Source organism: Streptomyces sp. NRRL B-24484 (assembly GCF_000717715.1).
GTDB lineage: Bacteria > Actinomycetota > Actinomycetes > Streptomycetales > Streptomycetaceae > Kitasatospora.
In genome coordinates this window covers 72,071-98,038 of record NZ_JOAI01000011.1, presented here as the reverse complement: position 1 = coordinate 98,038, position 25,968 = coordinate 72,071, and the positions used below count along the sequence as shown (strand labels likewise).

The 25,968-nt window shown below is 75.3% G+C and carries 21 protein-coding genes and 1 pseudogene; 8 read left to right on the top strand and 14 right to left on the bottom strand.

What is annotated here, in order from left to right:
* Positions 1 to 111: 111 nt before the first annotated feature.
* The gene (locus IE98_RS46205) at positions 112 to 1,122 is read left to right on the top strand and encodes an NUDIX hydrolase (protein WP_078660967.1); all 1,011 of its coding nucleotides are present in this window, start codon (positions 112 to 114) and stop codon (positions 1,120 to 1,122) included.
* A 10-nt stretch (positions 1,123 to 1,132) separates the two neighbouring features.
* Here IE98_RS46205 and IE98_RS0112535 read toward each other — a convergent pair whose 3' ends face one another.
* Together IE98_RS0112535 and IE98_RS0112530 are read right to left on the bottom strand one after the other, a co-directional pair.
* Positions 1,133 to 2,485 (bottom strand): HAMP domain-containing sensor histidine kinase, encoded by a 1,353-nt coding sequence (locus IE98_RS0112535; RefSeq protein ID WP_234443519.1) that lies wholly within the window; start codon positions 2,483 to 2,485, stop codon positions 1,133 to 1,135.
* A 148-nt stretch (positions 2,486 to 2,633) separates the two neighbouring features.
* Positions 2,634 to 3,311: a response regulator transcription factor gene (locus IE98_RS0112530; RefSeq protein WP_030268221.1), complete on the bottom strand. Its 678-nt coding sequence runs from the start codon at positions 3,309 to 3,311 to the stop codon at positions 2,634 to 2,636.
* A 171-nt stretch (positions 3,312 to 3,482) separates the two neighbouring features.
* Here IE98_RS0112530 and IE98_RS0112525 point away from each other — a divergent pair, with 171 nt between their 5' ends.
* Positions 3,483 to 4,070 (top strand): hypothetical protein, encoded by a 588-nt coding sequence (locus IE98_RS0112525; protein WP_159400896.1) that lies wholly within the window; start codon positions 3,483 to 3,485, stop codon positions 4,068 to 4,070.
* 220 nt (positions 4,071 to 4,290) lie between these two features.
* On the opposite strand, the gene IE98_RS0112520 is transcribed toward IE98_RS0112525, so the two are convergent.
* Together IE98_RS0112520 and IE98_RS0112515 are read right to left on the bottom strand one after the other, a co-directional pair.
* Positions 4,291 to 5,010 carry an NADPH-dependent F420 reductase gene (locus IE98_RS0112520; protein WP_267882335.1) on the bottom strand — a complete coding sequence of 240 codons (720 nt, stop codon included), beginning with the start codon at positions 5,008 to 5,010 and terminating at the stop codon, positions 4,291 to 4,293.
* A 93-nt stretch (positions 5,011 to 5,103) separates the two neighbouring features.
* Positions 5,104 to 5,721, bottom strand: coding sequence for a carbonic anhydrase (locus tag IE98_RS0112515; RefSeq protein WP_052390449.1), 618 nt, complete (start codon positions 5,719 to 5,721; stop codon positions 5,104 to 5,106).
* A gap of 84 nt (positions 5,722 to 5,805) precedes the next feature.
* Between IE98_RS0112515 and cynR the strand changes: the two genes are divergently transcribed.
* Complete coding sequence (cynR, locus tag IE98_RS0112510; protein ID WP_030268215.1) at positions 5,806 to 6,705, top strand: transcriptional regulator CynR; 900 nt, start codon at positions 5,806 to 5,808, stop codon at positions 6,703 to 6,705.
* 89 nt (positions 6,706 to 6,794) lie between these two features.
* Positions 6,795 to 6,965, top strand: a complete 171-nt coding sequence (locus IE98_RS0112505) for a hypothetical protein (RefSeq protein ID WP_030268213.1) — start codon at positions 6,795 to 6,797, stop codon at positions 6,963 to 6,965.
* A gap of 102 nt (positions 6,966 to 7,067) precedes the next feature.
* Here IE98_RS0112505 and IE98_RS0112500 read toward each other — a convergent pair whose 3' ends face one another.
* Complete coding sequence (locus tag IE98_RS0112500) at positions 7,068 to 9,665, bottom strand: SpoIIE family protein phosphatase (RefSeq protein ID WP_078660966.1); 2,598 nt, start codon at positions 9,663 to 9,665, stop codon at positions 7,068 to 7,070.
* Positions 9,662 to 14,224: a HAMP domain-containing protein gene (locus tag IE98_RS0112495; protein ID WP_030268209.1), complete on the bottom strand. Its 4,563-nt coding sequence runs from the start codon at positions 14,222 to 14,224 to the stop codon at positions 9,662 to 9,664. Before IE98_RS0112495 ends, IE98_RS0112500 begins: the two co-directional genes overlap by 4 nt.
* 340 nt (positions 14,225 to 14,564) lie before the next feature.
* Between IE98_RS0112495 and IE98_RS0112485 the strand changes: the two genes are divergently transcribed.
* Both IE98_RS0112485 and IE98_RS44520 read left to right on the top strand, forming a co-directional pair.
* Positions 14,565 to 14,966 (top strand): STAS domain-containing protein, encoded by a 402-nt coding sequence (locus IE98_RS0112485; RefSeq protein ID WP_052390448.1) that lies wholly within the window; start codon positions 14,565 to 14,567, stop codon positions 14,964 to 14,966.
* Complete coding sequence (locus IE98_RS44520; RefSeq protein WP_052390447.1) at positions 14,963 to 15,424, top strand: ATP-binding protein; 462 nt, start codon at positions 14,963 to 14,965, stop codon at positions 15,422 to 15,424. Before IE98_RS0112485 ends, IE98_RS44520 begins: the two co-directional genes overlap by 4 nt.
* 77 nt (positions 15,425 to 15,501) lie before the next feature.
* Here IE98_RS44520 and IE98_RS0112475 read toward each other — a convergent pair whose 3' ends face one another.
* From IE98_RS0112475 to IE98_RS44515, 6 genes are all read right to left on the bottom strand, one after another.
* Positions 15,502 to 15,741 carry a hypothetical protein gene (locus IE98_RS0112475; protein WP_030268205.1) on the bottom strand — a complete coding sequence of 80 codons (240 nt, stop codon included), beginning with the start codon at positions 15,739 to 15,741 and terminating at the stop codon, positions 15,502 to 15,504.
* Positions 15,742 to 15,803: 62 nt separating this feature from the next.
* Complete coding sequence (locus IE98_RS0112470; RefSeq protein WP_030268203.1) at positions 15,804 to 16,052, bottom strand: hypothetical protein; 249 nt, start codon at positions 16,050 to 16,052, stop codon at positions 15,804 to 15,806.
* 561 nt (positions 16,053 to 16,613) lie between these two features.
* The gene (locus IE98_RS0112460; protein WP_030268201.1) at positions 16,614 to 18,005 is read right to left on the bottom strand and encodes a M1 family metallopeptidase; all 1,392 of its coding nucleotides are present in this window, start codon (positions 18,003 to 18,005) and stop codon (positions 16,614 to 16,616) included.
* Between the two features lie 143 nt (positions 18,006 to 18,148).
* Positions 18,149 to 18,823: an SMI1/KNR4 family protein gene (locus IE98_RS0112455; protein ID WP_030268199.1), complete on the bottom strand. Its 675-nt coding sequence runs from the start codon at positions 18,821 to 18,823 to the stop codon at positions 18,149 to 18,151.
* An 18-nt stretch (positions 18,824 to 18,841) separates the two neighbouring features.
* Positions 18,842 to 20,041 carry a serpin family protein gene (locus IE98_RS0112450; protein ID WP_030268197.1) on the bottom strand — a complete coding sequence of 400 codons (1,200 nt, stop codon included), beginning with the start codon at positions 20,039 to 20,041 and terminating at the stop codon, positions 18,842 to 18,844.
* Between the two features lie 102 nt (positions 20,042 to 20,143).
* A complete protein-coding gene (locus IE98_RS44515; RefSeq protein WP_052390446.1) occupies positions 20,144 to 21,508 on the bottom strand; it encodes a CapA family protein in 1,365 nt (454 codons plus the stop codon).
* Positions 21,509 to 21,920: 412 nt separating this feature from the next.
* Between IE98_RS44515 and IE98_RS0112440 the strand changes: the two genes are divergently transcribed.
* Positions 21,921 to 23,204, top strand: a complete 1,284-nt coding sequence (locus tag IE98_RS0112440) for an ABC transporter substrate-binding protein (RefSeq protein WP_043174012.1) — start codon at positions 21,921 to 21,923, stop codon at positions 23,202 to 23,204.
* Between the two features lie 37 nt (positions 23,205 to 23,241).
* Here the strand turns inward: IE98_RS0112440 and IE98_RS46200 are convergent, their stop codons facing one another.
* On the bottom strand, positions 23,242 to 23,526 hold the full coding sequence (locus IE98_RS46200; protein WP_078660964.1) for an amidohydrolase family protein: 285 nt from the start codon (positions 23,524 to 23,526) through the stop codon (positions 23,242 to 23,244).
* Here IE98_RS46200 and tnpA point away from each other — a divergent pair.
* Positions 23,466 to 23,693: pseudogene (gene tnpA, locus IE98_RS0112430) on the top strand (IS200/IS605 family transposase); the annotation flags it as partial. The gene IE98_RS46200 and the pseudogene tnpA sit on opposite strands and share 61 nt — an antisense overlap.
* Positions 23,694 to 23,894: 201 nt before the next feature.
* Here tnpA and IE98_RS0112425 read toward each other — a convergent pair.
* On the bottom strand, positions 23,895 to 25,961 hold the full coding sequence (locus IE98_RS0112425; RefSeq protein ID WP_052390445.1) for a S53 family peptidase: 2,067 nt from the start codon (positions 25,959 to 25,961) through the stop codon (positions 23,895 to 23,897).
* Positions 25,962 to 25,968 lie beyond the last annotated feature (7 nt).

Here is a 25,968-nt window from a genome sequence, read left to right as displayed (position 1 = left end):
AGGAGGTACGGGTCCGCACGTCCCGCCCGGCGGGTTCGAGCGTGGCGGGCGGCACCCCGTGGGCAGGCTCCGACCGACGACCGTCCGCCGTACGCAAGGGAGCGCCCTCCTGTGACCCCACCCGTCCCCAGCCCCTCCGCCATCGAACTCTCCGGCTCCGCGCCCGGCGTGCACGTGGAGGGCCTGATCCGTGACGACCGCGGCCGTCTCCTGCTCGTCCGTCCGAGCCCCGGCGGCGGCGACGGCGACGGCGACGGCGACGGCTGGGAGCTGCCCGGTGGTCCGGTCGGGGACGAGGAACCCGCTCGCGCTCTGCTCCGCACCCTGCCGGTGGGGTTCGGCCGGTCCGCCGAGGCGGGTCGGTTGCTGGCCGTGGACACCGTGTCGGCGCAGCCACCGGGGCGGACCCTCCTGGTCTTCGTCCACGCCGTCCACGCTCCTCACGGCATCGGGGCCGCCGGGGCCGCCGGCGGCAGCGGTGACCGGCCGACGGGGGCGGCCACGGTTGCGTTCCACCCCGAGGAGGAGGCGCTCGGGCTGCTCCGGCCCCCGGCGGCACGGCGGCTCGCGGCGGCGATCGGCGCCGAGCGCGGTGCGCACACGGCGGTGCTGCGCGACGGCCTCCGGACCCCGATGGGACCGCGCGACCACTACGCCCAGCTGCCGGCGCCGATGGCGGCGGCCACCGCCCTGGTCACGGACACCGCGGGGCGGGTGCTCGTCCTGCACCCCGGCTACAAGGAGGGCCTGGAGCTGCCGGGCGGGATGGTCGAAGCGCACGAGGCACCGGCCGGGGCCGCCGCACGGGAGCTGATGGAGGAGCTGGCCCTCGACGTCCCCGTCGGGCGGCTGCTCGTGGTGGACACCGCGCCGGCGTCCGCGACCAGGCACGGCCGGGCGCTGAACTGCTTCGTCTTCGACACCCCCGCGCTGACTCCGCGGCAGGCCGAGGAACTGGTCTTCGCCGACGGAGAGATCCTGGCCGCGAGCTGGCTGCCGCCCGAGGAGGCCGTCCGCCGGCTGCCGTCCCACCTCGGCGCCCGGGTCTCCGCCGCTCTGCGGGCCCGGGAGGGCGGCACCGTCGTCCACCTCGTAGCGGGTCGGCCCGCCCCCTCGGTGTGACGGGCGCGGCTCAGCTCCGCGCGGGCGGGAGCGGCAGGCGGGTGCGGAACACGGTGCTGCCCGGGGACGGGGCGAGCGCGAGGTCGCCGCCGTGGTGGCGGGCGATGTCGCGGGCTATCGGCAGTCCGAGGCCTGCGCCGCCGTGGTCACGGCTGCGGGCGTCGTCGAGCCGGGTGAACCGTTCGAAGATGCGCTCGCGGTCCTCGGCGGCGACCTCGCAGCCGTCGTTGGCGACCTCCAGGACGGCCGATCCGGTGCCCGGCTCGCGGTGCAGGCGGACGGTGACCTCCCGGTCGGCGTGCCGTTGGGCGTTGTCGAGCAGGTTGGTCAGCAGCCGTCCCAGCCACAGTCTGCTGCCGGCCACGTGGATGCCGTCCTGCAGGTCGAGCCGGACGGGGTGCGGGTCGCCGGCCCGGGCGCGCACCGTGTCGGCGACCAGCTCGGCGAGGTCGACCGGGTCGGACGGACCGAGGGAGGCCTCGGCGCGGTCGGGGCCGCCGGAGTCGAGCCTGGCGAGCAGCAGGAGGTCGGTGGCGAGGGCCTGCAGCCGGTCGGTGTCCTCCAGGGCGCCTTCGAGCAGCGCCGTGCGCACCTCGGGATCGGGGTGGGCCAGCGCGACCTCCAGCTGGGTGCGCAGGACGGCCAGCGGGCTGCGCAGTTCGTGCGACGCGTCCGCGATGAAGCGGCGCTGGCGTGCGCCGGCGGCCTCCAGCCGCGCCAGCATGGCGTTCATGGTGCCGGCTAGCAGGGCGATCTCGTCGTCCGCGGCCGGGACGGGCACCCGGAGGTCGAGCTGCCGGTCGCCGATGGCCGCGACGCCGGCCCGGATCGCCTCCACCGGGGCCAGCGCGCGGCCCGTGGTCCGCCAGGTCAGCACGCCGACGGTGAGCAGCAGCAGCGGGCAGAGCACCAGGAGGGCGGCGGCGGCGACGTGCTGGGCGGTGTCGACGGTGCGCAGCGAGGAGCCGACCCGGACGGTGACCGGGCCGGAGGGCGTGGTGGCGGTGACGGTGGCGACCCGCTGCCGGTGCTCCTCGCCGAACGGACGCAGGTCGAAGGTGGTGTGACCGTCGGGACCGCCGACGGGGGCCACCGCCGGGCGGCCCGCCAGGTTCTGGCTGGCCGCCACCACCCGGCCGGTCCGGTCGACGACCTGGACGAAGTCGGCGCCGTGGTCGAGCGGCAGCAGCGGGGTGAGCTGCGCGTCGGCGGCCTGCCGGGCGACGGCGATCGCCTGCTCGCGGGCGCCGCTCTCGACGCTGCGTTCGAGGTTGGCGTGGAGCAGGCCGAGGAGGGCGGTGGAGGCGACGAGCAGGGCGGCGCCGACGGTGGTGCAGGCGGCGAGGGTGGTCCGGGCGCGCACCGAGCGCGGGGTGAGGCGCCGCAGCAGGCGGGCGGTCCGGCCACAGGGACGGGTCAGGGTCCGGGTCCGAGCGCGGAGGCCGGATCGGAGGCGGGGTCGGGCGCCCGTGGGCGTCGGCTCGGTGGTCGTCGGCTCGGTGGTCGTCGGCTCAGCCACCGTCGGCCGCCAGCCGGTACCCGGCACCCCGTACGGTCTGCAGGGCGGCCCGCCCGAAGGGGGTGTCGATCTTGCGGCGCAGCGCGCTGATGTGGACCTCGACGATGTTCGGGTCGCCGTCCGGTCCGGACTCCCAGACCTCGTCCAGAATCTCCCGCTTGGTCACGACCTCGCCGGCCCGCCGGGCGAGGTGGTCGAGTACGGCGAACTCGCGGGCGGTGAGCCGGACCGGGGTGCCGGACCGGGTGCAGGTGCGGCCGGCGGCGTCGACGACGAGGTCCCCGAGGACGGTCGCGCGGGGTGCCCGGCTGCCGATGCGGCGGGCGAGCGCGCGCAGCCGCGCCACCAGGACGACGTAGGAGAACGGCTTGGACAGGAAGTCGTCCGCGCCGGTGTCGAGCGCCTCGGCCTCGTCCCACTCGCCGTCCTTGGCGGTCAGCATGAGGATGCCCGCGTCGTGGCCGGCGGCCCGCAGCAGCGAGCAGACCCGGTAGCCGTTGAGGCCGGGCAGCATGATGTCCAGCACGATCACGTCGTACGGCTGCTCGGAGGCGCGGGCGAGGCCCGTGACGCCGTCGTGGGCGACGTCCACCGTGAATCCCTCGGCCGTCAGACCGTGCCGCAGGGCGGCGGCCAGCCGCCGTTCGTCCTCCACCACCAGTACCCGCATGCGCTACAGGGTGACAGGTGCTCCCGGGCGGTCCCTGAAGGGGTCTTCAGGTTCTTCAGCCCCGCTTCAGGAACGGTGCCGCATGCTGGCCGCCGCCGCACCGGCCGGGCCTGCGCCCGGCGGTCCGGTGCGGCGTTCCGTGCGGAGACGAGCGAGGAGGAGGGACGGCCGATGAGCGAGCCTGTGGGTCCGGCGGAGCCGGGCGCGAAGACCGGCGAGGCGTCGGGGGCGGTCAGCCCCGGTGGGCGGCGGAGGACGGTCGGACGGTGGGTGCGCGGGCGGACGGCCCGTTGGGTCGGGGTCGGCGCGGCCGTGGTCGTGCTGGGCGGCGTCGCGGCGGCGGCCGTCCACCACGCGGAGGAGCACCGCGGTTCCCGGGTCGCCCTCCGGGACGGCGAGCCCTTCGGGCCGGGCGGCTTCAAGCACCGGGTCGTCCGCGGTGAGGACGGCGAGCGGCGCGTGGTGATCGAGCAGCGGGCGGGCGTCCCGGCGGAGGCCGGTCCGTCGGGCGGCAGGGCGATACCGCGGCTCGCTCCCGCTCCGCTGCCCGAGCTCGCCGCGGCCGACGCGGTGACCAAGGCCGCCGCAGCCGTGCCGGGCGGCAAGGTCGAGTCGCTCCGCCCGGCGGACCGCCAGGGCGGCGGCCGCAGCTGGCAGGCCGTGGTGGTCGGCACGGACGGCGTCCGGCACCTGGTCACCGTGGACGGCACCAGCGGCACCGTCACCGGCAACACCGTCGTGGACGGCGCGGCCGGCTGACCCGGGGGCCGAACGGCCCGCCCACCCGGTGCGGCGGCCTCCTCCCCACAGGCCGCCGCACCGCACCGTCACATCCACAGGACCGCGCACCCCGTCGCCGCGCCGAGCCGGTGCCCGCAGGGGCCGCACGGACTCCCACGGACGGCCGCCGCAGGCGGTCACCGCATCCCGCCGTGGCGTCCCGTCCACCGGACCCAGGTACCTGGCCCCGGTGGACGGGTCAGCCGCGGAAGGCTTCCGGGCGGTCCGGGGAGGCCTCGGAGAGGGCCTTCTCGACCTCGGCCACGCCGCCGCGCAGCCCGTACACCGGGGTGTCGGGCTGCTGGCGCCAGGACTCGTCGAGGGTGCCGGCGTCGACGGTGTCGAAGCCCAGTTCGTCGATGAGGTCGCGGACGACCTGCTTGGCCGCCGGGTCGTCGCCGGCCACCGGCAGGGCGATGCGCTCCGGGTCGCCCTGGGGCCGCGGGCGGTCCAGCAGGTCCTGGGCGTAGGTGCCGTTGAACGCCTTGACGACGGGGCGGCCGAGCTGCTCGCTCGTCCAGCGGCTCTCCGTCAGGCCGTCCTCGATCCCGGCGATCCGGCCGTCCCGCTGCTGCGGGTAGTAGTTGCCGGTGTCGATCACCACGAGGCCGTCGTCGGCGCCGTCGAACAGCCCGGACGGCAGATCCGGCACGCGCTTCAGCGGGACGGTCACCACGACCACCTGCGCGCCGAGCGCGGCCTCCGACGCCGCGACCGGCGTCGCCCCGGTCTCCTCGGCCAGCGCCGCCAACGACTCGGGGCCGCGCGAGTTCGCCACCCGTACCTCGTGGCCGAGGGCCGTGAGCCGGCGGGTGAGGTTGCCGCCGATGTTCCCGGCCCCGATGATCCCGATCTTCATGACATCCTCCTCGGTACGCCGACGGCCCTGCGGCCGCCGTGGTACCCGAACCCGCCGGATCCCCCGGCTATTTCCCGGTACCGGCTCCGGACCGGCAATTCACCCGGTGGAGTGATGTTCTGACGACCGCTCATCCGGGGGGCCGGGCCGCCGTCAGCAGGGCAGCGCGGCGAAGCGGTCGGCGTCCCGGTCGTACGTCTCGACGGTCCCGGAGGCGATGTCGTAGACCCAGCCGTGCAGGGTCAGGGCCTGCCGGTCCAGTGCCTCGGCGACGGCCGGGTGGGTGCGCAGCCGGGCGAGCTGGGTGGCCACGTTGGCCCGCACCAGGGCGGCGACCCGGTGCTCGACCGGGGCGTCCGCGACACCCGGGTCCGGCTCGTCGGCGACGCCCGCGCCGTGCCGCAGCCAGGCCGCCACCGAGGGCAGGCGGTCGAGGCCGTCACCGGTGACGAGCGCGGTCATCGCCCCGCAGCCGGAGTGCCCGCAGACCACGACGTCGCTCACGCCCAGCACGCCGACCGCGTACTCGATACTGGCGGCGACCGCGTCCGCTCCGGCCGGGTGAGGCGGCACCAGGTTACCGGCCGTCCGGACGACGAAGAGCTCCCCCGGCTCGCTCTGGGTGATCAGTTCGGGCACCACCCGGCTGTCCGAGCAGCCGATGAACAGCGTGCCGGGGCGGTGCCGGGCGGCCAGGTCGGCGAAGAGCGCGGCCCGCGGGGGGAAGGCCTCGCGCCGGAAGCGCCGCAGCCCGTCGGTGAGTTCCTGCATGCCGTCGACTCTGCCCGACCAGCGGGTATAGCGTCCAAGTCGGAGATGCCATGACTCCCATTGGTCGCATCTATGATCGGCCCCATGGAACTGCGCCATCTGCGCTATCTGCTGGCCGTGGCGGAGCACGGGAGCTTCACCCGGGCCGCCGAGGCGCTGCACCTCTCGCAGCCGACCCTCTCCCAGCAGGTGAGGCAGCTCGAACGGTCGCTGGGCGTCGAACTGCTCGACCGCACCGGCCGCCGGGTGCGGCCGACCGACGCCGGGGAGGCGTACCTGCGGCACGCCCGGCTGGCGCTGCGCGAACTCGCGGCCGCCGAACGGGCGGTGCAGGACGTGCAGGACCTCTCGCGGGGCGCGCTGCGGCTGGCCACCACCCCGACCTTCAGCGCCTACCTGACGGGCCCGCTGGTCGCGGACTTCCACGCCGCGCACCCCGGGATCACCCTGGACGTCCGGGAGGTGCCGCAGGACCGGATCGAGGCCGAGCTGGTCGAGGACGCGCTCGACCTGGGCATCGCCTTCGGCGGCGGCCACCGCGCCGGGATCGCCACGCAGCCGCTCTTCCCGGAGGCTCTGGTGCTGGTGGTCGGCCCGACGCACCCGCTGGCCGGACGGCGGGAGCCGGTGCCCGCGGCCGCCCTGGCCGAGCACCCGCTCGCCCTGCTCAGCGGCAGTTTCGCCACCCGGCGGCACCTGGACGCCTACGCGGCGGAGCACGGTCTGCGGCTGCGGGCCGCGGTGGAGGCCGCCTCGATCGCGGTGATCGCGGACCTGGTCGCGGCCGGCACCCTCGCCAGCGTGCTGCCGGACCGGGCCGTCCGGCAGTGCCCGGGCCTGTCCGAGGTGCCCACCGATCCGCCGCTGCCCTCCCGGACGGTCGTCCTGCTGCACCGCGAGAGCGCCTACCGCAGCGCCGCGGTCCGCGCCTTCACGGCGGCCGCGCTCGCGCACGTGCCGAGCGGGGGCGGCCCGGCCCGCTGAGGACGGCGACCGGGACCGGCGTGCATGATCGGGCCGGGCCGGGGCAGCCGGAGCGGTGCACAGTCCGTCACCGTGAGAGGAGAACGCGCATGCTCGCCGTCGTCCTGGTCCTGCTGCTCGCGCTACTGCTGTTCGGCCTGGGGTTCGCGCTCAAGGCGCTGTGGTGGATCGCCGTCCTCGTCCTGGCGGTGTGGCTGGTCGGGTTCATCGCCCGTGGCACGACGACCGGTGGTTCGCGGGCCCGCTGGTACCGCTGGTAGGCCCGTTCCGCCCCTGTTCCGGGCCGGTCGCCGAGGAGTCGGCGACCGGCCCGGTGCCGTGCGCGCGGCCGGTCACGTGTGCGCCGGGCCGGCGGGACGGTGTCAGCAGACCTGGATGCCGATCAGACAGGTGTCGTCGTCGGTGTCGGCACTGCTGTGGGTCAGCAGGTGGTCGAGGTGGCGCTCCAGCGGGGCCGGGTCCCGCGCGTCGCGGGCCGCGCCGAAGGCCCGCTCGGTGAGCGCGACCAGGCCGTCGAGCGACTCCTGCAGGGTGCGGTCCTTCCGCTCGATCAGGCCGTCGGTGTACATCATCAGGGTGTCGCCGGCCTCCAGTTGGATGGTGCCCTCCTCGTAGTCCGCGTCCGCGAGGGCGCCGAGCAGGATGCCGCCGAGCGGCTGGACGGTGGCGGCCCGGCCGCCGCGCAGCAGCACCGGCGGCAGGTGCCCGGCGCGGGCCCAGCTCAGGGTCCGGTCGGCGGGGTTGTACAGCGCGCAGACGGCGGTGGCCGTGACGTGGTCGGTCAGGTGGTGGGTCACGTTGTTGAGCCAGCCGAGCAGTTGGGCCGGTCCGGAGCCGGTGGCGGCGAGGCCGCGCAGGGCGTTGCGCAGCGCGACCATGCCGGTGGCGGCCTCGATGCCGTGGCCGGCGACGTCGCCGACGCAGAGCAGGATCCGCTTGCTGGGCAGCGTGACGGCGTCGTACCAGTCGCCGCCGACCATGTGGTCCTTCTCGGCGGGGCGGTAGCGGACGGCGATGCGCAGCCCGGTGAGGTCCAGCGGGCCGCGGCCCACCGGCATGATGGCGTGCTGGAGTTGCAGCGCGAGCCGGTTGCGGGCGGCCGCCTGCTCCTCGGTGTGCGCCAGCTGTTCGCGGGTGGCGGCGAGCGCGACCTCCGTCCAGTGCTGGGCGGAGACGTCCTGGTAGGCGCCGCGGACCGCGGTCAGCCGGGACCACTGGTCCAGCACGGGTTCGGCGACGATCCGGATGTGCCGGACGACGCCGTCGGACCGGTTGAGCCGGAAGGCGGTGTCGGCCGGCCGGCGGTGGTGCAGCAGGGTGCGCAGGAAACGGCCGATGACCTGCCGGTCGTCGGGGTGGCAGTGGCCGGCCAGTTGGTCGAGGGTCACCGGCGGCGCCGTCGGCGGCAGCCCGTACAGGTCGTAGACCGTCTCGTTCCAGGTGGCGGTGCCCGTCCGCAGGTCCTCCTCGAAACCGCCGATGCGGCCGAGGCGTTGGGCGTGCTGGAGCAGGCTGGCGACCCGGCTCGACTCGTCCCGGGTGCGCCACACGCAGACCACGTGGTCGCCGTGGCGGCTGAGCGCGGCCTCGGCGGCGGTGGTGAGCGGCACGTCGTCGATCAGCGCGGTCAGGCCGAGGTTCGCCGAGCGGAACGGCTCGCCGGTGGCGTGGACGTGCTCGACGAGCTGGAACAGCCCGCCGGGCTCGGCGCTGAGCGGGTACGCCTCCAGCAGGGTGGCGCCGGCGACCGCGGCGGCCGGGCGGCCCGCGAAGTCGACGAAGCGGCCGTTCACGTGGCTGATCAGGAAGTCGGCGACGGCGCCGCGGTCGTCGAGCAGCGGCTTGAGCAGCAGTCCGGGGTCGTGCAGGCCGTCCACGAGGTCGAGGAGTTCGCGCAGTCGGGCGTCGGCGGCCGGGATCAGCGCGCCGGGCGGGATCTCCGGAGCGGACTCCAGGGCGCGGGCGCAGAGTTCCGCCAGCGCCTCGAACTGGCGCAGCACGGCGGGGGGTTGCTCCGCGGTGCGGGCGGCCCAGCAGATCTCCAGGACACAGGTGAGCCGGCCGCCGATGCCGGCCGGCACGGCGATCCGGGTGCCGGTGAGCTGGCGGCGGCCGATGCCGGGAGGCCCGGAGGCGACGGACTCGAACCGGACCAGGTCGCGGGCGGTGAGCGCGGAGCGCGCCGGGGTCGGGACGCCGGGCGGGACGTAGTGCCAGCGGGCGGCCTCCTCGGCGGTGAACCCTGCCGAGCCGGCGAGCCGGAGCGAACCGTCCGGGTGGGCCTCCCAGATGACCGCGGCGCCGGCGTCCAGCGGCGCGAGGGCGTGGTCGAGCACCGACCGGGCGACCGTGTGGATGTCGTCGGCGGCCATGGCCGCGGCCTCCGCGGTGCGCAGCCGCAGCGCCGGGGAGACCGGCTCGGCGGGGGTGTGCCGGCCGGTTCCGTGCGGGGCCGGTCCGCCGGCGGCGACGAAGTCCCGCGCGGTGGCCGCGATGCCGTCCCGTGCGGCCTGGTTGATGATGTCCGCGGCCAGCTCCAGCACGGTGACGTTCGCCCGCTCGGCCAGGGCGGCGAGCTGGGCCTCGGCCTCGGCCGGCCCACAGGTGAGCCGGCCGATCAGGATGCCCTTGGCGAGGTCGATCAGGGCGCGTCCGTCGGCGGCGGCCTGGGCCTCGCGGACCTCCCGGCGCAGCCGTTCGACGGTGGAGGCGAGCCGGCCGAGCACGCCCGGTGCGGCCTGCGGGCCACCCCGCTCCGCCGACCCGTCCGCCGGCGACGGCCCGCCCGCGGGCGAGGCTGCGAGCGCGGGCGACGGGCCGGAGGCGGGGACGGGGCCGGAGGTCCGGCGCGGCACGGGGACGAGCGACTCGGCGGCCGCGACCGCCTCCGGGAGCGTGTCGGCGGGATGTTCGGCGGACGCGTCGGCGGGCGGCCCGGGCGCGGGGAGTTCGGCGGTCATGCCCGGGCCTCCGCGACGCCGCTGTCGAGGCTGCGCCGGATGCACGCGACCAGGTCGCGGGCGTCGACCGGCTTGGTGACGTAGTCGGTGGCGCCGGAGGCGAGGCTCTTCTCCCGGTCGCCCGGCATGGCCTTGGCGGTGACCGCGATGATCGGCAGGTCGGCGTGGGCGGGCATGGCGCGGATCGCGCCGGTCGCGGTGTAGCCGTCCATCTCCGGCATCATGACGTCCATCAGGATCAGGTCGACGCCGGGGTGCCGGGTGAGGGTCTCGATGCCGGCCCGTCCGTTCTCCGCCTGCAGCACCGTCATGCCGTGCAGTTCGAGGATGCCGGTGATGGCGTACAGGTTGCGGTCGTCGTCGTCGACGACCAGGACCGTCCGTCCGGCCAGGCTGCCGTCCACGTCCTGCGGGACGGGTCCGGTGCCCTCCTCGCCGCGGACCAGCGGCAGGACGTCGCCGGGGCGGTCGGCGCTCAGGTGCAGGGCGATGCGTTCGCGGAGTTCGTCGAGGCTGGAGAGCATGTCGACCGGCGGCTGTGCGGGCCGGGCGGCGAGCGCCTCCTCGTGGCCTCCGGTGCGGCGGCCGCTGTGGGCGAGGACGGGGACGCCGTGCAGGGCCGGGTCGCGGCCCATCGAGGCGAGGAGGGCCGCGGCGGCGCCGTCGGGCAGGTCGAGATCCAGCACCACGCAGTGGAAGGCCTGGTCGGCGAGGAGGGCGGCGGCCTCCTGGGCGCCGGCGGCCGCGACGATCTCGACCGGGCCGCGCGGGTCGCCCGGGTCGGCGTGCGCGGCCAGGTCGGCGGCGGCGCTCTCGGCGACCATGGACAGCAGTCCGTGCGGGCGCTCCTCGATGACCAGCAGCCGCTTGCGCAGCACCGGCGCCGGAGCGGTGGGCGCGGGGCCGGTCCGTTCCTGGGGGCCGGCCTGCGGGACGGCGTCCGCCGGGCGCGGCTCCACGGCGTCGGGGTGCTCGGCGGGGAGGTACAGGGTGAAGGTGCTGCCGCGGCCCTGGGTGCTCTCGGCGGTGATGGCGCCGCCGAGCAGGTAGGCGATCTCGCGGCTGATGGAGAGCCCGAGGCCGGTGCCGCCGTACTTGCGGCTGGTGGTGCCGTCGGCCTGCTGGAAGGCGCCGAAGACGCTGTCCAGGTGCTGCGGGGCGATGCCGATGCCGGTGTCGGTGACGTGGAAGGCCAGCACCGGTCCGCCGTGCCGGGCCAGGCCGGGCACGTCCTCCGCGGAGGCGGGCTCGATCCGCAGCTCGATGCCGCCGCGCTCGGTGAACTTGACGGCGTTGGAGAGCAGGTTGCGCAGCACCTGGCGGAGCCGGTAGTCGTCGGTGAGCAGGGTGCCGGGCACGCCGGACGCGGTGGTGATCCGGAAGTCCAGGCTCTTCTGCCCGGTGAGCGGCCGGAAGGTGGCCTCCACGTACTCCAGCAGCTTGGTGAGCGGGATGCGTTCCGGGCTGATGTCCATCTTGCCGGCCTCGACCTTGGAGAGGTCGAGGATGTCGTTGATGAGCTGCAGCAGGTCGGAGCCGGCGGAGTGGATGATGCCCGCGTACTCGACCTGCTTGGCCGTGAGGTTCCGGGTCGGGTTCTGGGCGAGCAGCTGGGCGAGGATGAGCAGGCTGTTGAGCGGGGTGCGCAGCTCGTGGCTCATGTTCGCCAGGAACTCGGACTTGTACTTGGAGGCCAGCGAGAGCTGGTGGGCGCGGTCCTCCAGCTCCTGGCGGGCCTGCTCGATCTCCAGGTTCTTGGTCTCGATGTCGCGGTTCTGCGCGGCCAGCAGGGCCGCCTTCTCCTCCAGTTCGGCGTTGGAGGACTGCAACTCCTCCTGGCGGGACTGGAGTTCGCGGGAGCGGGTCTGGAGTTCGGCGGTCAGCCGCTGGGACTCGCCGAGCAGTTCGTCGGTGCGGGCGTTGGCGAGGATGGTGTTGACGTTGACGCCGATGGTCTCCATCAGCTGGTCGAGCAGGCCGCGGTGGACGGCGGTGAAACCGTGCACGGTGGCGAGTTCGATGGCGCCGAGCACCTGGTCCTCGGCCAGGATCGGGAAGACCACCAGCTCCAGCGGGGTGGTGCTGCCGAGGCCCGAGGAGACGGTGACGTAGTCGCCCGGCAGCCGGTCGACCACGATCATGCGCTTGCTGCGGGCGGCCTGGCCGACGAAGGACTCGCCGAGGCGGAAGCGGGCGGGTGCCTGTCCGGGGCGGTGCGCGTAGGAGCCGACCAGGGCGAGTTCGGTGCCCTCGGGGGTCTCCTCGGCGAGGTAGAAGGCGCCGTACTGGGCACCGACCAGCGGGGTGAGTTCGTCCATCACGACCTCGGCGACCACCGCGAGGTCGCGGCGGCCCTGCATCAGGCCGGAGATGCGGGCCAGGTTGGTCTTCAGCCAGTCCTGTTCCTCGTTGGCCCGGGTGGTCTCGCGCAGGGACTCCACCATGAAGTTGATGTTGTCCTTGAGGTCGGCGACCTCGCCGGAGGCGTCGACGGTGATGGACCGGGTCAGGTCGCCGGCCGCCACCGCGCTGGCGACCTCGGCGATCGCCCGGACCTGCCGGGTCAGGTTGCCGGCCAGGCCGTTGACGTTCTCGGTGAGGCGCTTCCAGGTGCCGGAGACGCCCTCGACCTCGGCCTGGCCGCCGAGCGTACCCTCGGTGCCCACCTCCCGCGCCACGCGGGTGACCTCGGCGGCGAACGCCGAGAGCTGGTCGACCATGGTGTTGATGGTGGTCTTGAGCTCCAGGATCTCGCCGCGCGCGTCGACGTCGATCTTGCGGGTCAGGTCGCCCTTCGCCACCGCGGTGGTGACCTGGGCGATGTTGCGCACCTGGCTGGTCAGGTTGTGCGCCATGAAGTTGACGTTGTCGGTGAGGTCCTTCCAGGTGCCGGCGACGTTCGGCACCCGGGCCTGCCCGCCGAGCGTGCCCTCGGTGCCCACCTCGCGGGCCACCCGGGTCACCTCGTCCGCGAACGCGGAGAGCGTGTCGACCATGGTGTTGATCACGCCGGCGAGCGCCGCGACCTCGCCCTTCGCCTCGACGGTGATCTTCTGGCTGAGGTCGCCGCGGGCGACGGCCGTGGCCACCTGCGCGATCGAACGGACCTGCCCGGTCAGGTTGGACGCCATCACGTTGACGTTGTCCGTCAGGTCCTTCCACGTGCCGCTCGCACCGCGGACGGTGGCCTGACCGCCGAGATTGCCCTCGGTGCCCACCTCGCGGGCCACCCGGGTCACCTCGTCCGCGAACGCCGAGAGCTGGTCGACCATCGTGTTGATGGTCTCCTTCAGCTCCAGGATCTCGCCCCGCGCATCGACCCGGATCTTCTGGCTCAGGTCGCCCCGGGCGACGGCGGTCGTCACCTCGGCGATCGACCGGACCTGCGCGGTCAGGTTGTCCGCCATGACGTTCACCGACTCGGTGAGGTCCCGCCAGGTGCCCGAGACGTCACGGACGTCCGCCTGACCGCCGAGCCGCCCCTCGGTGCCCACCTCGCGGGCCACCCGGGTCACCTCCCCGGCGAAGGAGGAGAGCTGGTCGACCATCGTGTTGATGGTCTCCTTCAGCTCCAGGATCTCGCCGCGGGCCGTCACGGTGATCTTCTGCGACAGGTCGCCCTTGGCTACCGCCGTCGCCACCTGGGCGATCGACCGGACCTGGCCGGTCAGGTTGCCGGCCATCGAGTTCACCGACACGGTGAGGTCGCGCCAGGTGCCGGCCACACCGGGCACCTGGGCCTGGCCGCCGAGGATGCCCTCGGTGCCCACCTCCCGCGCCACCCGGGTCACCTCGTCCGCGAACGCCGAGAGCTGGTCGACCATCGTGTTGACGGTGTTCTTGAGCTCCAGGATCTCGCCGCGCGCATCGACGGTGATCTTCTGCGAGAGGTCACCCTTGGCGACCGCCGTGGTGACCTGGGCGATGTTGCGGACCTGGTCGGTCAGGTTGCCGGCCATGAAGTTGACCGAGTCCGTCAGGTCGCGCCAGGTGCCGGCGACGCCCGGCACCTGGGCCTGGCCGCCGAGCCGGCCCTCGCTGCCGACCTCACGCGCGACCCGGGTCACCTCGTCGGCGAACGACGACAGTTGGTCGACCATCGTGTTGACGGTGTTCTTGAGCTCCAGGATCTCGCCGCGGGCCGCGACGTCGATCTTCTGCGAGAGGTCGCCCTTGGCTACCGCCGTCGCCACCTGCGCGATGTCGCGGACCTGGGTGGTCAGGTTGCCGGCCATGGCGTTGACCGAGTCCGTCAGGTCCTTCCAGGTGCCCGACACCCCCGGCACCTCGGCCTGACCGCCGAGCTGCCCCTCGGTGCCCACCTCGCGCGCCACCCGGGTCACTTCCGAGGTGAACAGCGACAGTTGGTCGACCATGCCGTTGAAGACGCCGGCGATCTCGCCGAGCAGTCCGTCCGCGTCGTCCGGCAGCCGGGTGCCGAAGTCGCCGTCCCGGACGGCCGTCAGACCGGCCAGCAGATTGCGGAGGTCGGGCTCGCCGACCGTGCCCGGCGGGTTGGGCCCCCGAGGGCCGGCCCCCGGTGGGAGGATCCCGTTCACCGTCCGGCCCGCCTGCGTCTCCGTCACGGCCACGATCCCCTCGTCACGGCCGAGTTGCCCCGGCGGTGATGGAGCCGCGCACGGTCCCGGGCGCGACCGCCGGCCGCGCGGGCGGCCGGGCCGCAGGCGACACTACCCTACGCCGCGTACGCACAAGCCCTGCTCGGCGGCCCGGTCGACGACCGCCCGGACGGCGGCCGGCGCGGCCCGGACGGACCGGTGGAGGGCGAATCGGCGCGCGGACGTGTGGTACGAATCCATGCGGGTGATACGCATCCCCACGGAAGGCGATGGACGGCACGGCGGCACCGCGCAGGGCCGCGGCGGGAGGGCAGCGCACATGGGCACCGGCGACACCGACCTGGCGACCGGATCGGCGGCGGACGCCGGCGTCCGCATCGCCGTGGCAGCGGCCTTCGACGGTGCGCTCGTCTGCACCGTCGAGGGCGACCTGGACCTGGACGGCGCCCGCGCCGTCCGCCCCGACCTGGAGGCGGCACTGGACGCGGCGGCCACCGACCTGTGCGTGGACCTGTCCGGGGTCGGCTTCTGCGACTCCTCCGGGCTCAACCTGCTGCTCCGGCTGCGGACCCGCGCCCAGGCGCGGGGTGTGCGGCTGGTGCTCTCCTCGCTGCCGCCGCAGATGAGGCGCCTGCTGGACATGACCGGCGCCGACACCGTCTTCGCCGTACTCGGCTCCGCCGCGGAGTTCCGGGCCGGAGGCAGCGGGCGACGACCGTGACGGCGGCCACCGGCAGCAGCAGCCGCGAGGGGACGACGGTGGACGGGCTGGACGCCGTCGCCGCCCGCACGACGATCGCCCTCGGCGGCGGACCGACCCGCGCCGGGCGGCAGTTCGCCGAGGCGACGCTCGCCTCCTGGGGTGTGGCCCCGGTCGGCGTCGCCGCCGACAACGTCCGTCTGGTCGTGGCGGAACTGCTCGCCAACGCCGTCCAGCACGCGGGTGGCCCGGTGGAGATGACGCTCTCGGCGGCAGGTGCGGCCGTCCGGATCGAGGTGGTCGACGGTGGCGCGGCGCTGCCGCTGTCGCGGCCACCGCACGACGCGGCACGGCCGAGCGGCCACGGACTCTTCATCGTCGAACGCCTCAGCACCTCCTGGGGCGTGGCCGCGCACCCCACGGGCAAGACGGTCTGGGCCGTGCTCCCCCTGCCGGGATCCACCCCGACACCGGCCTGAGCCGTCACGGACCCCGCCCGACCGGATCCCGCGGACCCTGCGTGGCACCCCTGAGGGCGCCGTCCGGCCTGGTGGGGTCAGGCGGTGGCGGTGAGGTCGTCCGCGCGTGGGGCGGGGCGGACGGAGGCGCGGCGTTCCCGGGGGCGGGGGGCTTCGGCGGGCTCGCCGGCGTCAGGGTCCTCGGGGCGGGTGTGTCCGGTGCCGAGGGCGGCGAGGTCGTCGATCAGCGCCCCGAGGGCGCCGAGCACGGCGCGGTCGTGCCGCGGTGTCCCGGGCTTGTCCTCGGGCACGCGGTGAGGGTGGTGCGGGAACGCCATCGCTCCTCCTCGGTCGGGGCCGGACGGGGCCGGACGGGGGTGTCCGTCGACCCGCGGGGCCGTCAGTGTGACGGATGCGGCCGCCCGCCGCTCTCCGGGTCCTCCGTCCGGGTGGTGTCCGCCGGTCCGTCGTGGGCGGCCGGTTCCTCGCCGGCCAGGCCCAGGGCGTCCAGCAGCAGGCGGCGGTCGTCCCCGTCGCGGGCGTGTTCGGTCACCACCGCGCGGACCCGGTCGAGGGTCTCGGGTTTCAGGGCGCCGGCGGGTTCGACGTTCTCGCCGAGCATGGCGAGGTCGCGGTCGGCATGGGCCATGGCAGGCTCCCTTCGCCGTGTGGGGCGCAGAACCATACAGGCTACTGCGCCCGGCCGGGGCGGGACGTGTGCGGCCCGCCTCCCGTTTCGTCCACGAAGCGGGAATCTCCGCCTGCCCGGCCCGGCCCCCCGCAAACCCCGCGGTGTGCGGCCCCCGCCGCGGCCGGGGTGCCCCCGCCCTGCGGGTGCACCGCGGCGCGCGGACGGTGCTCAGTACGGCAGCGGCCGGCCCGACGGGGTCCGCAGATCGAGCGGAGGCCGCGGCTTGCCCCGGACGGGGCGTGACACCACCTTGATCCTGATCATCACCGTCACCTCCTCGGTCACCGGCACGGCGGGACCTCCGCCCACCTGCGCCGTTCCTCACGCGTACCGGATCTCTGCCCCGTCCCGGGCCCGGTCAACCACGGTGTGCGGGGCGAGTCGTCAGGGACCGGACAGGGGGTCGGTTCCCACCGGGGCGGCCGGCGGGACCACCTGACGCCGCGCCACGGAACGGCCTGCGCCGGCGGTGCGCACCGCGGTCCGCGGTGGCGCGCCGCCGGCGTCCCGGACGGATGGTCAGTGCGGCGGCAGCGGGGGCTTGGCGGCCGTGTGGAGCCAGGCGTCGAAGAGCGGGCCGAGCCTGCGGTGCGAGATCTTCTCCGCGAGGCGGAGCAGGTCGCCGGTGTCCACGGTGCCGTACCGGTACGTGCGGGCCCAGGTGCGGAGCAGTTCGAAGAAGTCGTGGTCGCCGATGGTGGTGCGCAGGGCGTGCAGGGTCATCGCGCCGCGGACGTAGACGGCGTCGAAGTTGAACATCTCGTCGCGGCCGGGGTCGCCGGTCTTCAGGCTCCAGAACGGGTCGCCGGCGGGCGTCTCGTAGTAGGTGTCGAAGACCTGCTGTGCGGTCGGGCCGCCGTGGTCCTCCTGCCAGAGCCACTCGGTGTAGGCGGCGAAGCCCTCGTTGAGCCAGATGTCGCGCCAGGTGGAGGGGGTGACGCTGTCGCCGTACCACTGGTGGGCGATCTCGTGGACGACGGTGAGTTCGTCGGTGCCGCCGTCGTAGACCGGGCGGCTCTGGGTCTCCAGCGCGTAGCCGACGTCGATCCGGTCCACGATGCCGCCGGTCGAGTCGAACGGGTACGCGCCGAAGCGTTTCTTCTCCCAGGCGACCGCCTGGGCGGTGGTCCGGTGCAGCAGGGCGTCGTCGCCGAGGGCGGGGTCGACGGCGGTGATGTTGAGCAGGCCGTCGTCGGTGCTGCGGGTGACCCGGAAGTCGCCGATCGCAACCATCGACAGGTAGCCGGCCATCGGCTTGCGCATCTGCCAGGTGACGGTGGTGCGGCCGTCCCGGGTCTCCGGCGGGCCGGCCGGTTCGCCGTTGGCGAGGGCGGTGACCCCGGTCGGGGTGGTGATCCGGAAGGTGTAGGTGGCCTTGTCGCGCAGGTCGTCGTTGAGCGGGTACCAGGTGCGGGCGCCGTCCGGCTCGTTGAGGGCGACGGCGCCGTCCGGGGTGCTGAGCCAGCCGTAGTCGCCGAGCGCCGGGTCGGAGATCCGCTCGGGGGTGCCCCGGTAGCGGACGACGACGGTGAACGGCGCGCCGGGACGGATCGGACGGGCGGGGGCGACCGTCAGCTTCTGGCCGTCGCGCCGGTGGGCGGCGGGCCGGCCGTCGACCAGGACCTGCAGGACGGCGGGCCCCGAGTAGTCCAGGCGGAAGGAGGACAGCGGGCGGTCGGCGGTCGCGGTGATGGTGGCCCGGGCGTCGAGCAGGTGGTTCGCCGGGGTGAAGTCGAGGTCGAGGTCGTAGTGGCGGACGTCGTACCCCTGGTTGCCGCTGAGCGGGAAGTACGGGTCCGGCGGGGTGGGCACTGCGCCGGCGGGGGCGGCGGCACCGGCGGGCGCACCGGCGAGGAGCAGCAGGACGGCGGCGGTGCAGGCCGCCGCCGTGGCCCGGGTTCGTCTCGTCATTCGCCCCATGCTCGGACAGCCGCTCGTACGGGCGCCGCCGCCGCGCCGGTGGGGGCTGCGGGGTCCTCCGGACGGCGGGCGCGGGGCGGGCCGGGGCGGCGCACCGGCTCGTCCGGTCCGGGCGGCGCGCCCGGGGCCGGGGCTCAGGCCGCCGGCCGGCTGGGGTGCCGCTCGGCCGCGTCGAGCCAGTCGAGGTACCAGCGGGCGAAGGTGACGGGTCGGCCGGCGCCGTCGAGGAGCGGGGCGAGGTCGAGTTCGTCGGCGCGGCCGTCGGACCACATGCGGCCGCGTTCGGGGCCGCTGACGACCAGCCACTCGCGCCGGCCGCAGCCGAGGTGGCAGAGGACGATCGCGCCGACCGTGCGGTCCGCGGCCCACAGCAGCGCGCGCCCGCGGCGGTGCCACTCCGCCACGGCGGTGTCGTACTCGTCCTCGTCCGTGAAGGACTCCTCGTCCGGTCGCTCGGCCTCCAGTGCGGCGAGGGCGTCCGGGTCGGGGCCGGTGGCGGGGAAGGGTTCGGCGGCCCGGTCGAGGTCGGACAGGTCGGCGCCCTCGCCGGACCAGGCCCACCGGCCCCCGGTGCGGCCGACCGGGAACACCCCGTACGCGGGGCCGGCGCCGCCCGCGCCGACCTCCAGCAGGAAGGTGCGGTACTCCTCGGGCAGTGCCGTGCCGAGCCAGTCCTGCAGGGCCTCGACCTCCGCCGGTGCGAGGACGGGGTCGAGACGGAACCGGTGTGAGGCCGCACCGAAGGGTCCGGGTGCTCCGTCCAGCGCCTCGACCCGTTCCCGGACGCCCGCCCACATCTCGTCGGCCATGCCCGGCAGGGTAGGGCCTCACACCGACGGGTGGGTGTCCGCGGGCTCGGTGATCCAGCCGCCGGCCAGCACCAGGCCGGTCGGCCGGTGCACGGCGAGGAAGGCGAACGGCCGGTCGACGCAGGCCCGGGCGACGGTGACCCGGTGCAGGACGGACGGGGGTGCGGGCATACCGCGGCTCATACCGACGGCGGTGACGGCGGCGGCTTCGAAGCCGCGCGCGCCGAAGACGGCGGTGGCCCGCTGCTTGGCCTGGGTGACCCGCAGCGGCGGGGTGCGGCAGATCCCCGGGAAGGAGTCCTGGTCCCGGGCCGCCGCGAGGCCGAAGGTCTCCGCCCGTTCGAGCAGGTCGTGGGTGGTGTCGACGGTGAAGGCCGCGGTGGTGAGGTCCAGCCGGTTCCCGGGGGTGGTGCTGTCCCAGGTGTCGATCGTCAGGCCCGGCCACTGTCCGCCGGTCGGCAGCCCGGCCGCCGGGATGCGCCGGGCGCGGCCGTCCAGCAGGGCCACGCCCGCCGCGAGGACCTCGCCGAGCGGGGCGTCCTCGGCGCCGAGCAGCAGGTGGACGTCGGTCTCGGCGGTGCCGGGCAGGCGCACCTCGGTGACCGGGCCCGCGGCGGTCTCGGCGACGGCCAGGTGGTCGAACAGCTCGGTGCTGTCGAGCCCGAGTGCGGCGATCGCGCGGCCGGCCCACGGGCCGGAGCCGGAGTGCCGCCAGGTCTCCCCGAAGGCGTGGCGCCAGCGGGTGCGGACGGCCACGGCACTGGCCAGCACGAGCAGCAGGCCGGGGCCGACGTCCAGGGGCATGGACCGGACGAGGCCGCCGGTGTGCTTCCGGGCCCACCGGTCGAGAACGAGCCTGTCGATCGCGGGCACGCCCTTGAGGGTGCCGCGGGTGTGCCCGCCGACCTCGGCCAGCCAGGCCGGTTCGGGCCGGATGCCGCCGGCGGTCCACAGGCCGACGGCGGCGCCGGCGCCGGGCACGTCGCGCAGCAGGGCGAGGAGTTCCCGTCCGCGCCGGGCGGCCTCCTCGGCGGGCAGGCCGAGCGCCTCCTCCAGTTCCTTGCGGGCGGCGCCGTCCGCGCCGGCGGCCAGGAAGCCGAGCAGCGGCCAGACGCCGACGGCCGTGAACACCGTGCTGCGGCCGGTGCCGCCGAGTCCGTGCGCCCAGCGCTCCGCGAGCGCGTTGACGATCCGTGCCGTGTCCGCCGCAGTCTCCACGACCGCCCCCTGTCCGCCGAACCGATCGGTCAGCCGATGGTAGGGGCGCGCGGCGCCTTGCGGTGACCGTTTCCCCTGCCCGGTCCGGTGGGTGACGAACCGTCAGCCCCAGACGGTGCCGAGGATGGTGCGGCCCTCGGCGCCGGCCGGGTCGAGGAAGCGCGGCACGCCGCCGTCGCCGATCCGCACCGGCATCGCCCGGACGCCCTTCACGATCCGCCCCCAGTGCACGAGTTCGACAACGACGGCCTGCTGGACCTGTTCGGAGAAGGTCATGTCGAAGACGAAGTTGCCGAGGCCGTGCACGATCGGGCGGCCGCGGTAGATCTCGACGGGCTGCACCCAGTGCTGGTGCATGCCGACCACCGCGTCGGCCCCGGCGTCGATCAGCCGGTGGCCGACGGTGTACTGCTCGGCGACCGGCCGGTGCGAGTACTCCCGGCCCCAGTGCGGGACGACGACCAGCACGTCGGCGGCGGGGCGGGCGGCACGGACGGACGCCTCCAGCGCCGCGAGGTCGCCCTCGGAGAGCGGGCCGGTGATCGGCGGCATCCGCTGCCACACCACCCCGGGCGTGGCCGGGCCCGCCTCCGGGGACTCGCCGACCGCGCAGAACGCCAGGACGGCGAAGCGCAGCCCGCCCGCCGTCGCCAGGGCCGGCTCGCGGGCGGCCGCGATGTCCGCACCGGCGCCGGTGGTGGCGAAGCCCTCGCCGCGGGCGATCGCCACCGTCCGGACGAGGGCGTCCGGGCCGTAGTCGCCCAGGTGGTTGTTGCCGAGGGTGAGGACGTCGTAGCCGGCGCGGCGGGGGCCGGCGAGGGCGCGCGGGTCGGCACCGAAGGAGTCGCCGCCGTGCGTGGCCCGGCCCTCCTTGGAGAGGGTGCACTCCAGGTTCCCGACGGTCAGCCCGGCGGCGGCCAGCCGTTCCGCGGTCTGCGAGAACGGGCGCTCCCAGTCGCCGGACGCCGCCATGCCCGCGCCGACCCGGCGGCCGAGCATCAGGTCACCGGTCCACAGGCTGGTGACCACCGGGTCGGGGGCGGTCACGGCGTCCACCGCTGCGGTGACGGGGTAGCCGGCCGGGGCGGTCAGCGGGTCCACGCCGTCCACCGGCACGACGGCGGTGCCGGGCACCACCGCGTCCGCCGTCACCACCGCGACGACGTCCTTGGCCGCGGCCGCCGCGCCCACCGCGCCCGGCCCGCGCACCACCCGCAGTCCCTGCCAGCTGTCGGCGCCGCCCGCGTGCACGGCCTCCAGTTCGGCCCGGGTCGCGCTGCGGCCGATCGCCGTCGCGGGGTGCACGGCCAGCACCACGGGCAGCCGGACACCGCCCTCCGACCGCAGCGCCTCGGCCGCGGTCGCGGCGCTCCGGCGGGGTCGGCCGGCCGGCGTGCTGCTGCACGCGGCGAGCACTCCGCCGGCGGCGCCCAGCAGCACGGCGCGGCGGGAGACGAGCGGCGTCACCGGATGCCCCCGGGAACGCCGCCGTGCTGACGGGCCACCCTCACCACGCTACGCCGCACCGCCCGCCCCGCACGGCGGCCGGATGCGCCTGCCCCGGCCGCTCCCCCGCGCCACGCGGCCGCCGTCCGGCCGGCCGGGGCGCGACGGCCGATCGCGACGACCGCATCCCGAGTTGGCCGAACATGCCGGAGCGGGCACCGTGCGGCGGTACGGCGCCGAAACCGTCGCTGACCAGCGGACATGTTCTGACGGTCCGTCACGGGACGCTCCCTGCAGGCCCGGTGGTACGTTTGCGGAGCGACCTGCTCTTCCCCGGAACACCCCTCGCTGTTCGCCCGTTGGCCGCCTGGACGTGCGGTGCGCTCGCTTGGCTTGCCCCCGACATCGGGCGGACCACGGGAGGGGCGCGGGTATGGCGGGGCGGATCGGCCGGCAGGACACGGCGGGCACACGGGCGGGGCGGGCCGGGCGGTTGGTGGCGGCCGCGGCACTGCTCCCGGCGCTGCTCGACCTGACCGGGTGCGCGGGCGGCGCCGGTGCCGCGGAGGGCGCCGGGGTGACCGTGCTGACCATGGCCCCGTCCGGCACCGGCGCCGCCGACCGGTCGGGCAGTACCGCCCTGGCCGAGGCGATCGGACGGTCCGTCAGCGCCTCGGGCGGTTTCGGCGGCCGTCGGCTGCACGTGCTCACCTGCAACGAGCAGGACACCGCCGAGGGCGCGACCGCCTGTGCCCGGCAGGCCGTGGACGCCCACGCCGTCGCGGTGATCGGCTCGTACAGCCGGCACGCCGAGGACTTCATGCCGGCCCTGGAGTCGGCGGGCATCCCCTACCTGGGCGGCTACGGGCTGTCGGGGCCGGAGTTCTCCAGCCCGCTCTCCTATCCGGTGGCGGGCGGGACACCGGCGCTGATCGCGGGCAGCGGCCGTCAACTGGTCGCGGCGGGCTGCCGGTCGATCGCGCTGGTGCGGCCCGACAACCGGACGGGCGACACCCTCACCCGCTACCTGTCCGGGGCGCTGCGGCCGGCCGGCGTGCCGCTCACCGACGTGAAGGCCGCGGAGAAGGCACCGGACTTCGCCGCGCTCGCCCGGGCCGCCGTCGGCGGGGACCACAAGGACGCCTGCGTGACCACGGCGCTCGGCGTCGAGCAGACCCGGGGGCTGCTGGACGCCTACCGCAGGCTCGCCCCGGCCCGGACCAGGCTCGGGGCGGTGCTCGGCGGCGTCCAGCAGTCGGTGGTGGACGCCACCGGGGGCAAGGCGGGCCCGCTGGAGGGCGCCCTGGTGACCGGCTGGTACCCGCCGGAGTCCTCCGCGGTCTGGGACGAGCTGCGGCACACCCTGCAGGGCACGCCGGCCGGCTCGCCGGTGGACGCCTCCGACCTGGGGGTGCAGACCACCTGGGTCGCCTACCAGGTCTTCTTCCAGGCGGCCGACCGGCTGGCCTCGGCCGGCCTGCCGCTGACCGCGAAGACGCTGCGCAACCAGCTCGACAGCGGGGACTCGCTGGACACCGGCGGTGTCACCCCGCCGCTGGACTGGGGCATGGGGAGCATGCTGCCGAGCGCCGAGTCGCCGCGGCTGACGAACACCTGGGTGACCTTCCAGCAGGTCGAGAACGGCCGGCTGGCCCAGCAGCAGAGCGGGTTCGTCGACGTCCGCTGGGTGCTCACCGGCAAGCGCGCCCCGCAGTGACGGCCGGGTGGCCGGGCCGAAACGGATCGGGCGGCCGTCAGAGGTCCGCCGCCCGGTGGGTCGGGCGGCCGTCGACGACGGTCAGCCGCACCGGGAGCGCGGCGAGGTCGCCGTCGGCCACGGTGAGCGGGTCCTCGGCGAGGACGGTGAGGTCGGCGCGCCGCCCGACGGCGAGCCGCCCGACCAGGTGCTCCTCCCCGGCGGCCCAGGCGGGCTTGAGGGTGTACCCCTGGAGCGCCTGCAGCGCGGTGAGCGCCTGCTCACGTCCGTCTGCTCGTGCACTACCCGCCGAAGGTTGCCCTGTCCCGGCTGGTCGGCTCACTCAAGGGTGTCTCCGCCCGCAGGCTCCGCCAGGAGTTCCCGAGCCACATCCACAAGTACCTGTGGGGCGAACACTTCTGGTCCCCCAGCCACTTCGCCGCCTCCTGCGGCGGCGCGCCGCTGAGCATCGTCAAGGAGTACACCGAGAACCAGAAGCGACCCGACTGACCGTCCAGCTTTCCGGAGCGATGCTGCGGCGCTCCGCGCCGCAGCACGAAGGATGCGATTCCTCCCAGCCGTAGACGGCCGGGGTTCCTCGCAAGATCACGCTGAAACGGCCGCGCGCCCGGTGTCCTCTCGCCACCGGGCGCGCGGCAGATCGGGTGCCGGGACGGCGTGGCCCGGGGGCCATGCCGTCCCGGCGAGCGGTCACCGGTGGTGCGGCAGCCGGAAGGAGTTGAAGAAGTCCCTGCCGGGGGTGCCGACGCCGGTGGCCGTGTCGTAGCCCTTGGCCGCCGACAGGCCGTAGTCGGCCGCGATCTTGTACAGCCGGACCTTCAGCGCGCCGCCGACCAGGCCGAGGTCGACCACGTTGCCGAACTTGTTGTGCACCGCGGCGTCGTTGACGTCGTGGAAGGCGCCGCCGGCGGCCCGGTCGTAGATCGCCGGGTTGGCGAAGCCGATCGCCCGGCCGCCGCGGGCCTGCACCGCGTCGGCGAGCATCGCCGCGTACTCCGGCGCGGAGACCGAGGTGCCGCCGTAGCCGCCCTCGCTGTAGGCGCCGTCGTTGGTGTAGCCGACCAGGGTGGCGGCGACCAGGTCGCCGCTCATCGCGACGTCCGGGGTGGCGCGCAGCGGGGTCGCGGACGTGGTGCCGTCGGCCGCGGTCTTGGCGATCCGGTCCGGCACGACGCCCTGCTGGTACCACGGCTGGGCGAAGTCCTTGGAGACGCCGCCGCCACCGCCGAAGTAGAACTTGCCGGGGAAGGGCGTCCAGGACTTCTGGTCGTCGGACAGGACGGACCGCTGGTCGCCCATCGAGACCTCGTGGCCGTAGTGGCCGGCCTTGTCGGCGAGTTCGAGCGCCGTACCGCCGACCGAGGTGACCCACGGCGAGGAGGACGGCCAGTCGGTCTGCGCCTGGGTGGTGTCGGCCTGGCAGTTGACGCCGGTGGCCGCGGCGCCCGGCGAGCTGTCGCCGCAGTCGCCGGAGGAGAAGGTGAAGCCGATGCCGGTCACCGCGGCGCGCTGGAACAGCTGGTTGTCGGCGGCGACCACCGCGGGGTCGAGGTCCCCGCCGGTGCCGTGCATGATCTCGCCCCAGGAGTTGGAGACCACGTCGGCCAGGTGCCCGTCGACGACCTTGGCCATGGCGTCGTAGAGGTCCTGGTCGTAGCAGGAGTTGCCGCCGACGTAGACCACCTGGGCGTCCGGCGCGAGGCCGTGCGCCATCTCGACGTCGAGCGCCTCCTCGCCGGCCCAGCCGGCCGGGCCGCCGCACTCGTCCTGGTGGGTCCACTTGTCCGGGGTGACGAACTCGCGGTACTGCCCGGCCGCGAACGGCTTGTCGCCGTGCAGCGTGGAGAAGTGGTTGGCGTCCTGCTCCATGCTGGCGAGGCCGTACGCGTCGATGATCGCGATCCGGGCGCCCTTGCCGGACACCTTGGCGTCGGTCACGCCGTACGCCTTGCGCAGCTGGCTCGGCACGTAGGAGCAGGGGGCGAAGGGCTCGTTCTTCTCGTAGCCGTCCGGCGCGCCCTTGGCGGTCTTCGAGCCGTAGCCGTCCTCGGAGCAGGTCGGCACGGTCGGCAGGGTCGCCGGCGCCTTCTTGGCCGGGGCGGCCAGCTGGGCGGACTTGGCGCCGGCCTGGGCACGGGCCTCGGCCTCGCGCACGGAGACGGCGTGCGAGGTGTTCTTGTGCAGGGCGTCGCTGAGGCCGCTGACGGCGAGCACCGCGCCGGCCGCCGAGGCCGGGACGACGGCGTCCTTCGCGGCGGCCCGGTGCAGGCCCTCCTCCGTCCGGTAGGTGCGGAAGCCGGTGCCGAAGGCCTTGGCGAGGGCGCCGGTGGTGCCGGAGACCTGGACGTAGTGCGCGGTGGTGGCGTCGACCTTGAGGCCCGCGCCGGTCACCCAGTCGGTGACCGCCTTGACCTGCGCGGCGGTGGCGCCGAACCGGGTCTCGGCCTGCGCGTCGGAGAGGAACGCCCCGTACGCCGGCGAGTTCGGGTCGGAGACCGCCTTGGCCAGGGCCGCGAGGCCGGCCTGGTCCTGGCCCGTGAGGTAGATCCGGGCGGAGGCCGGGGCGGAGTCGGGTACGGCTCCGGCGTCGGCCTGCGCGGTGGCCCACTCCGGGTGGGTGCCGGGGAGCGGCTTGGCGGACTGCTCACCGGTCGGCGTGGCAGCGCCGGCCGGGGCGACCGCCCCGAGGGTTCCCAGGATCAGTGCGGCGGTGGCCGGTACGGCGATCCTGGAGATCCGGTTGCGTGCTATGGGCACGTCTGTC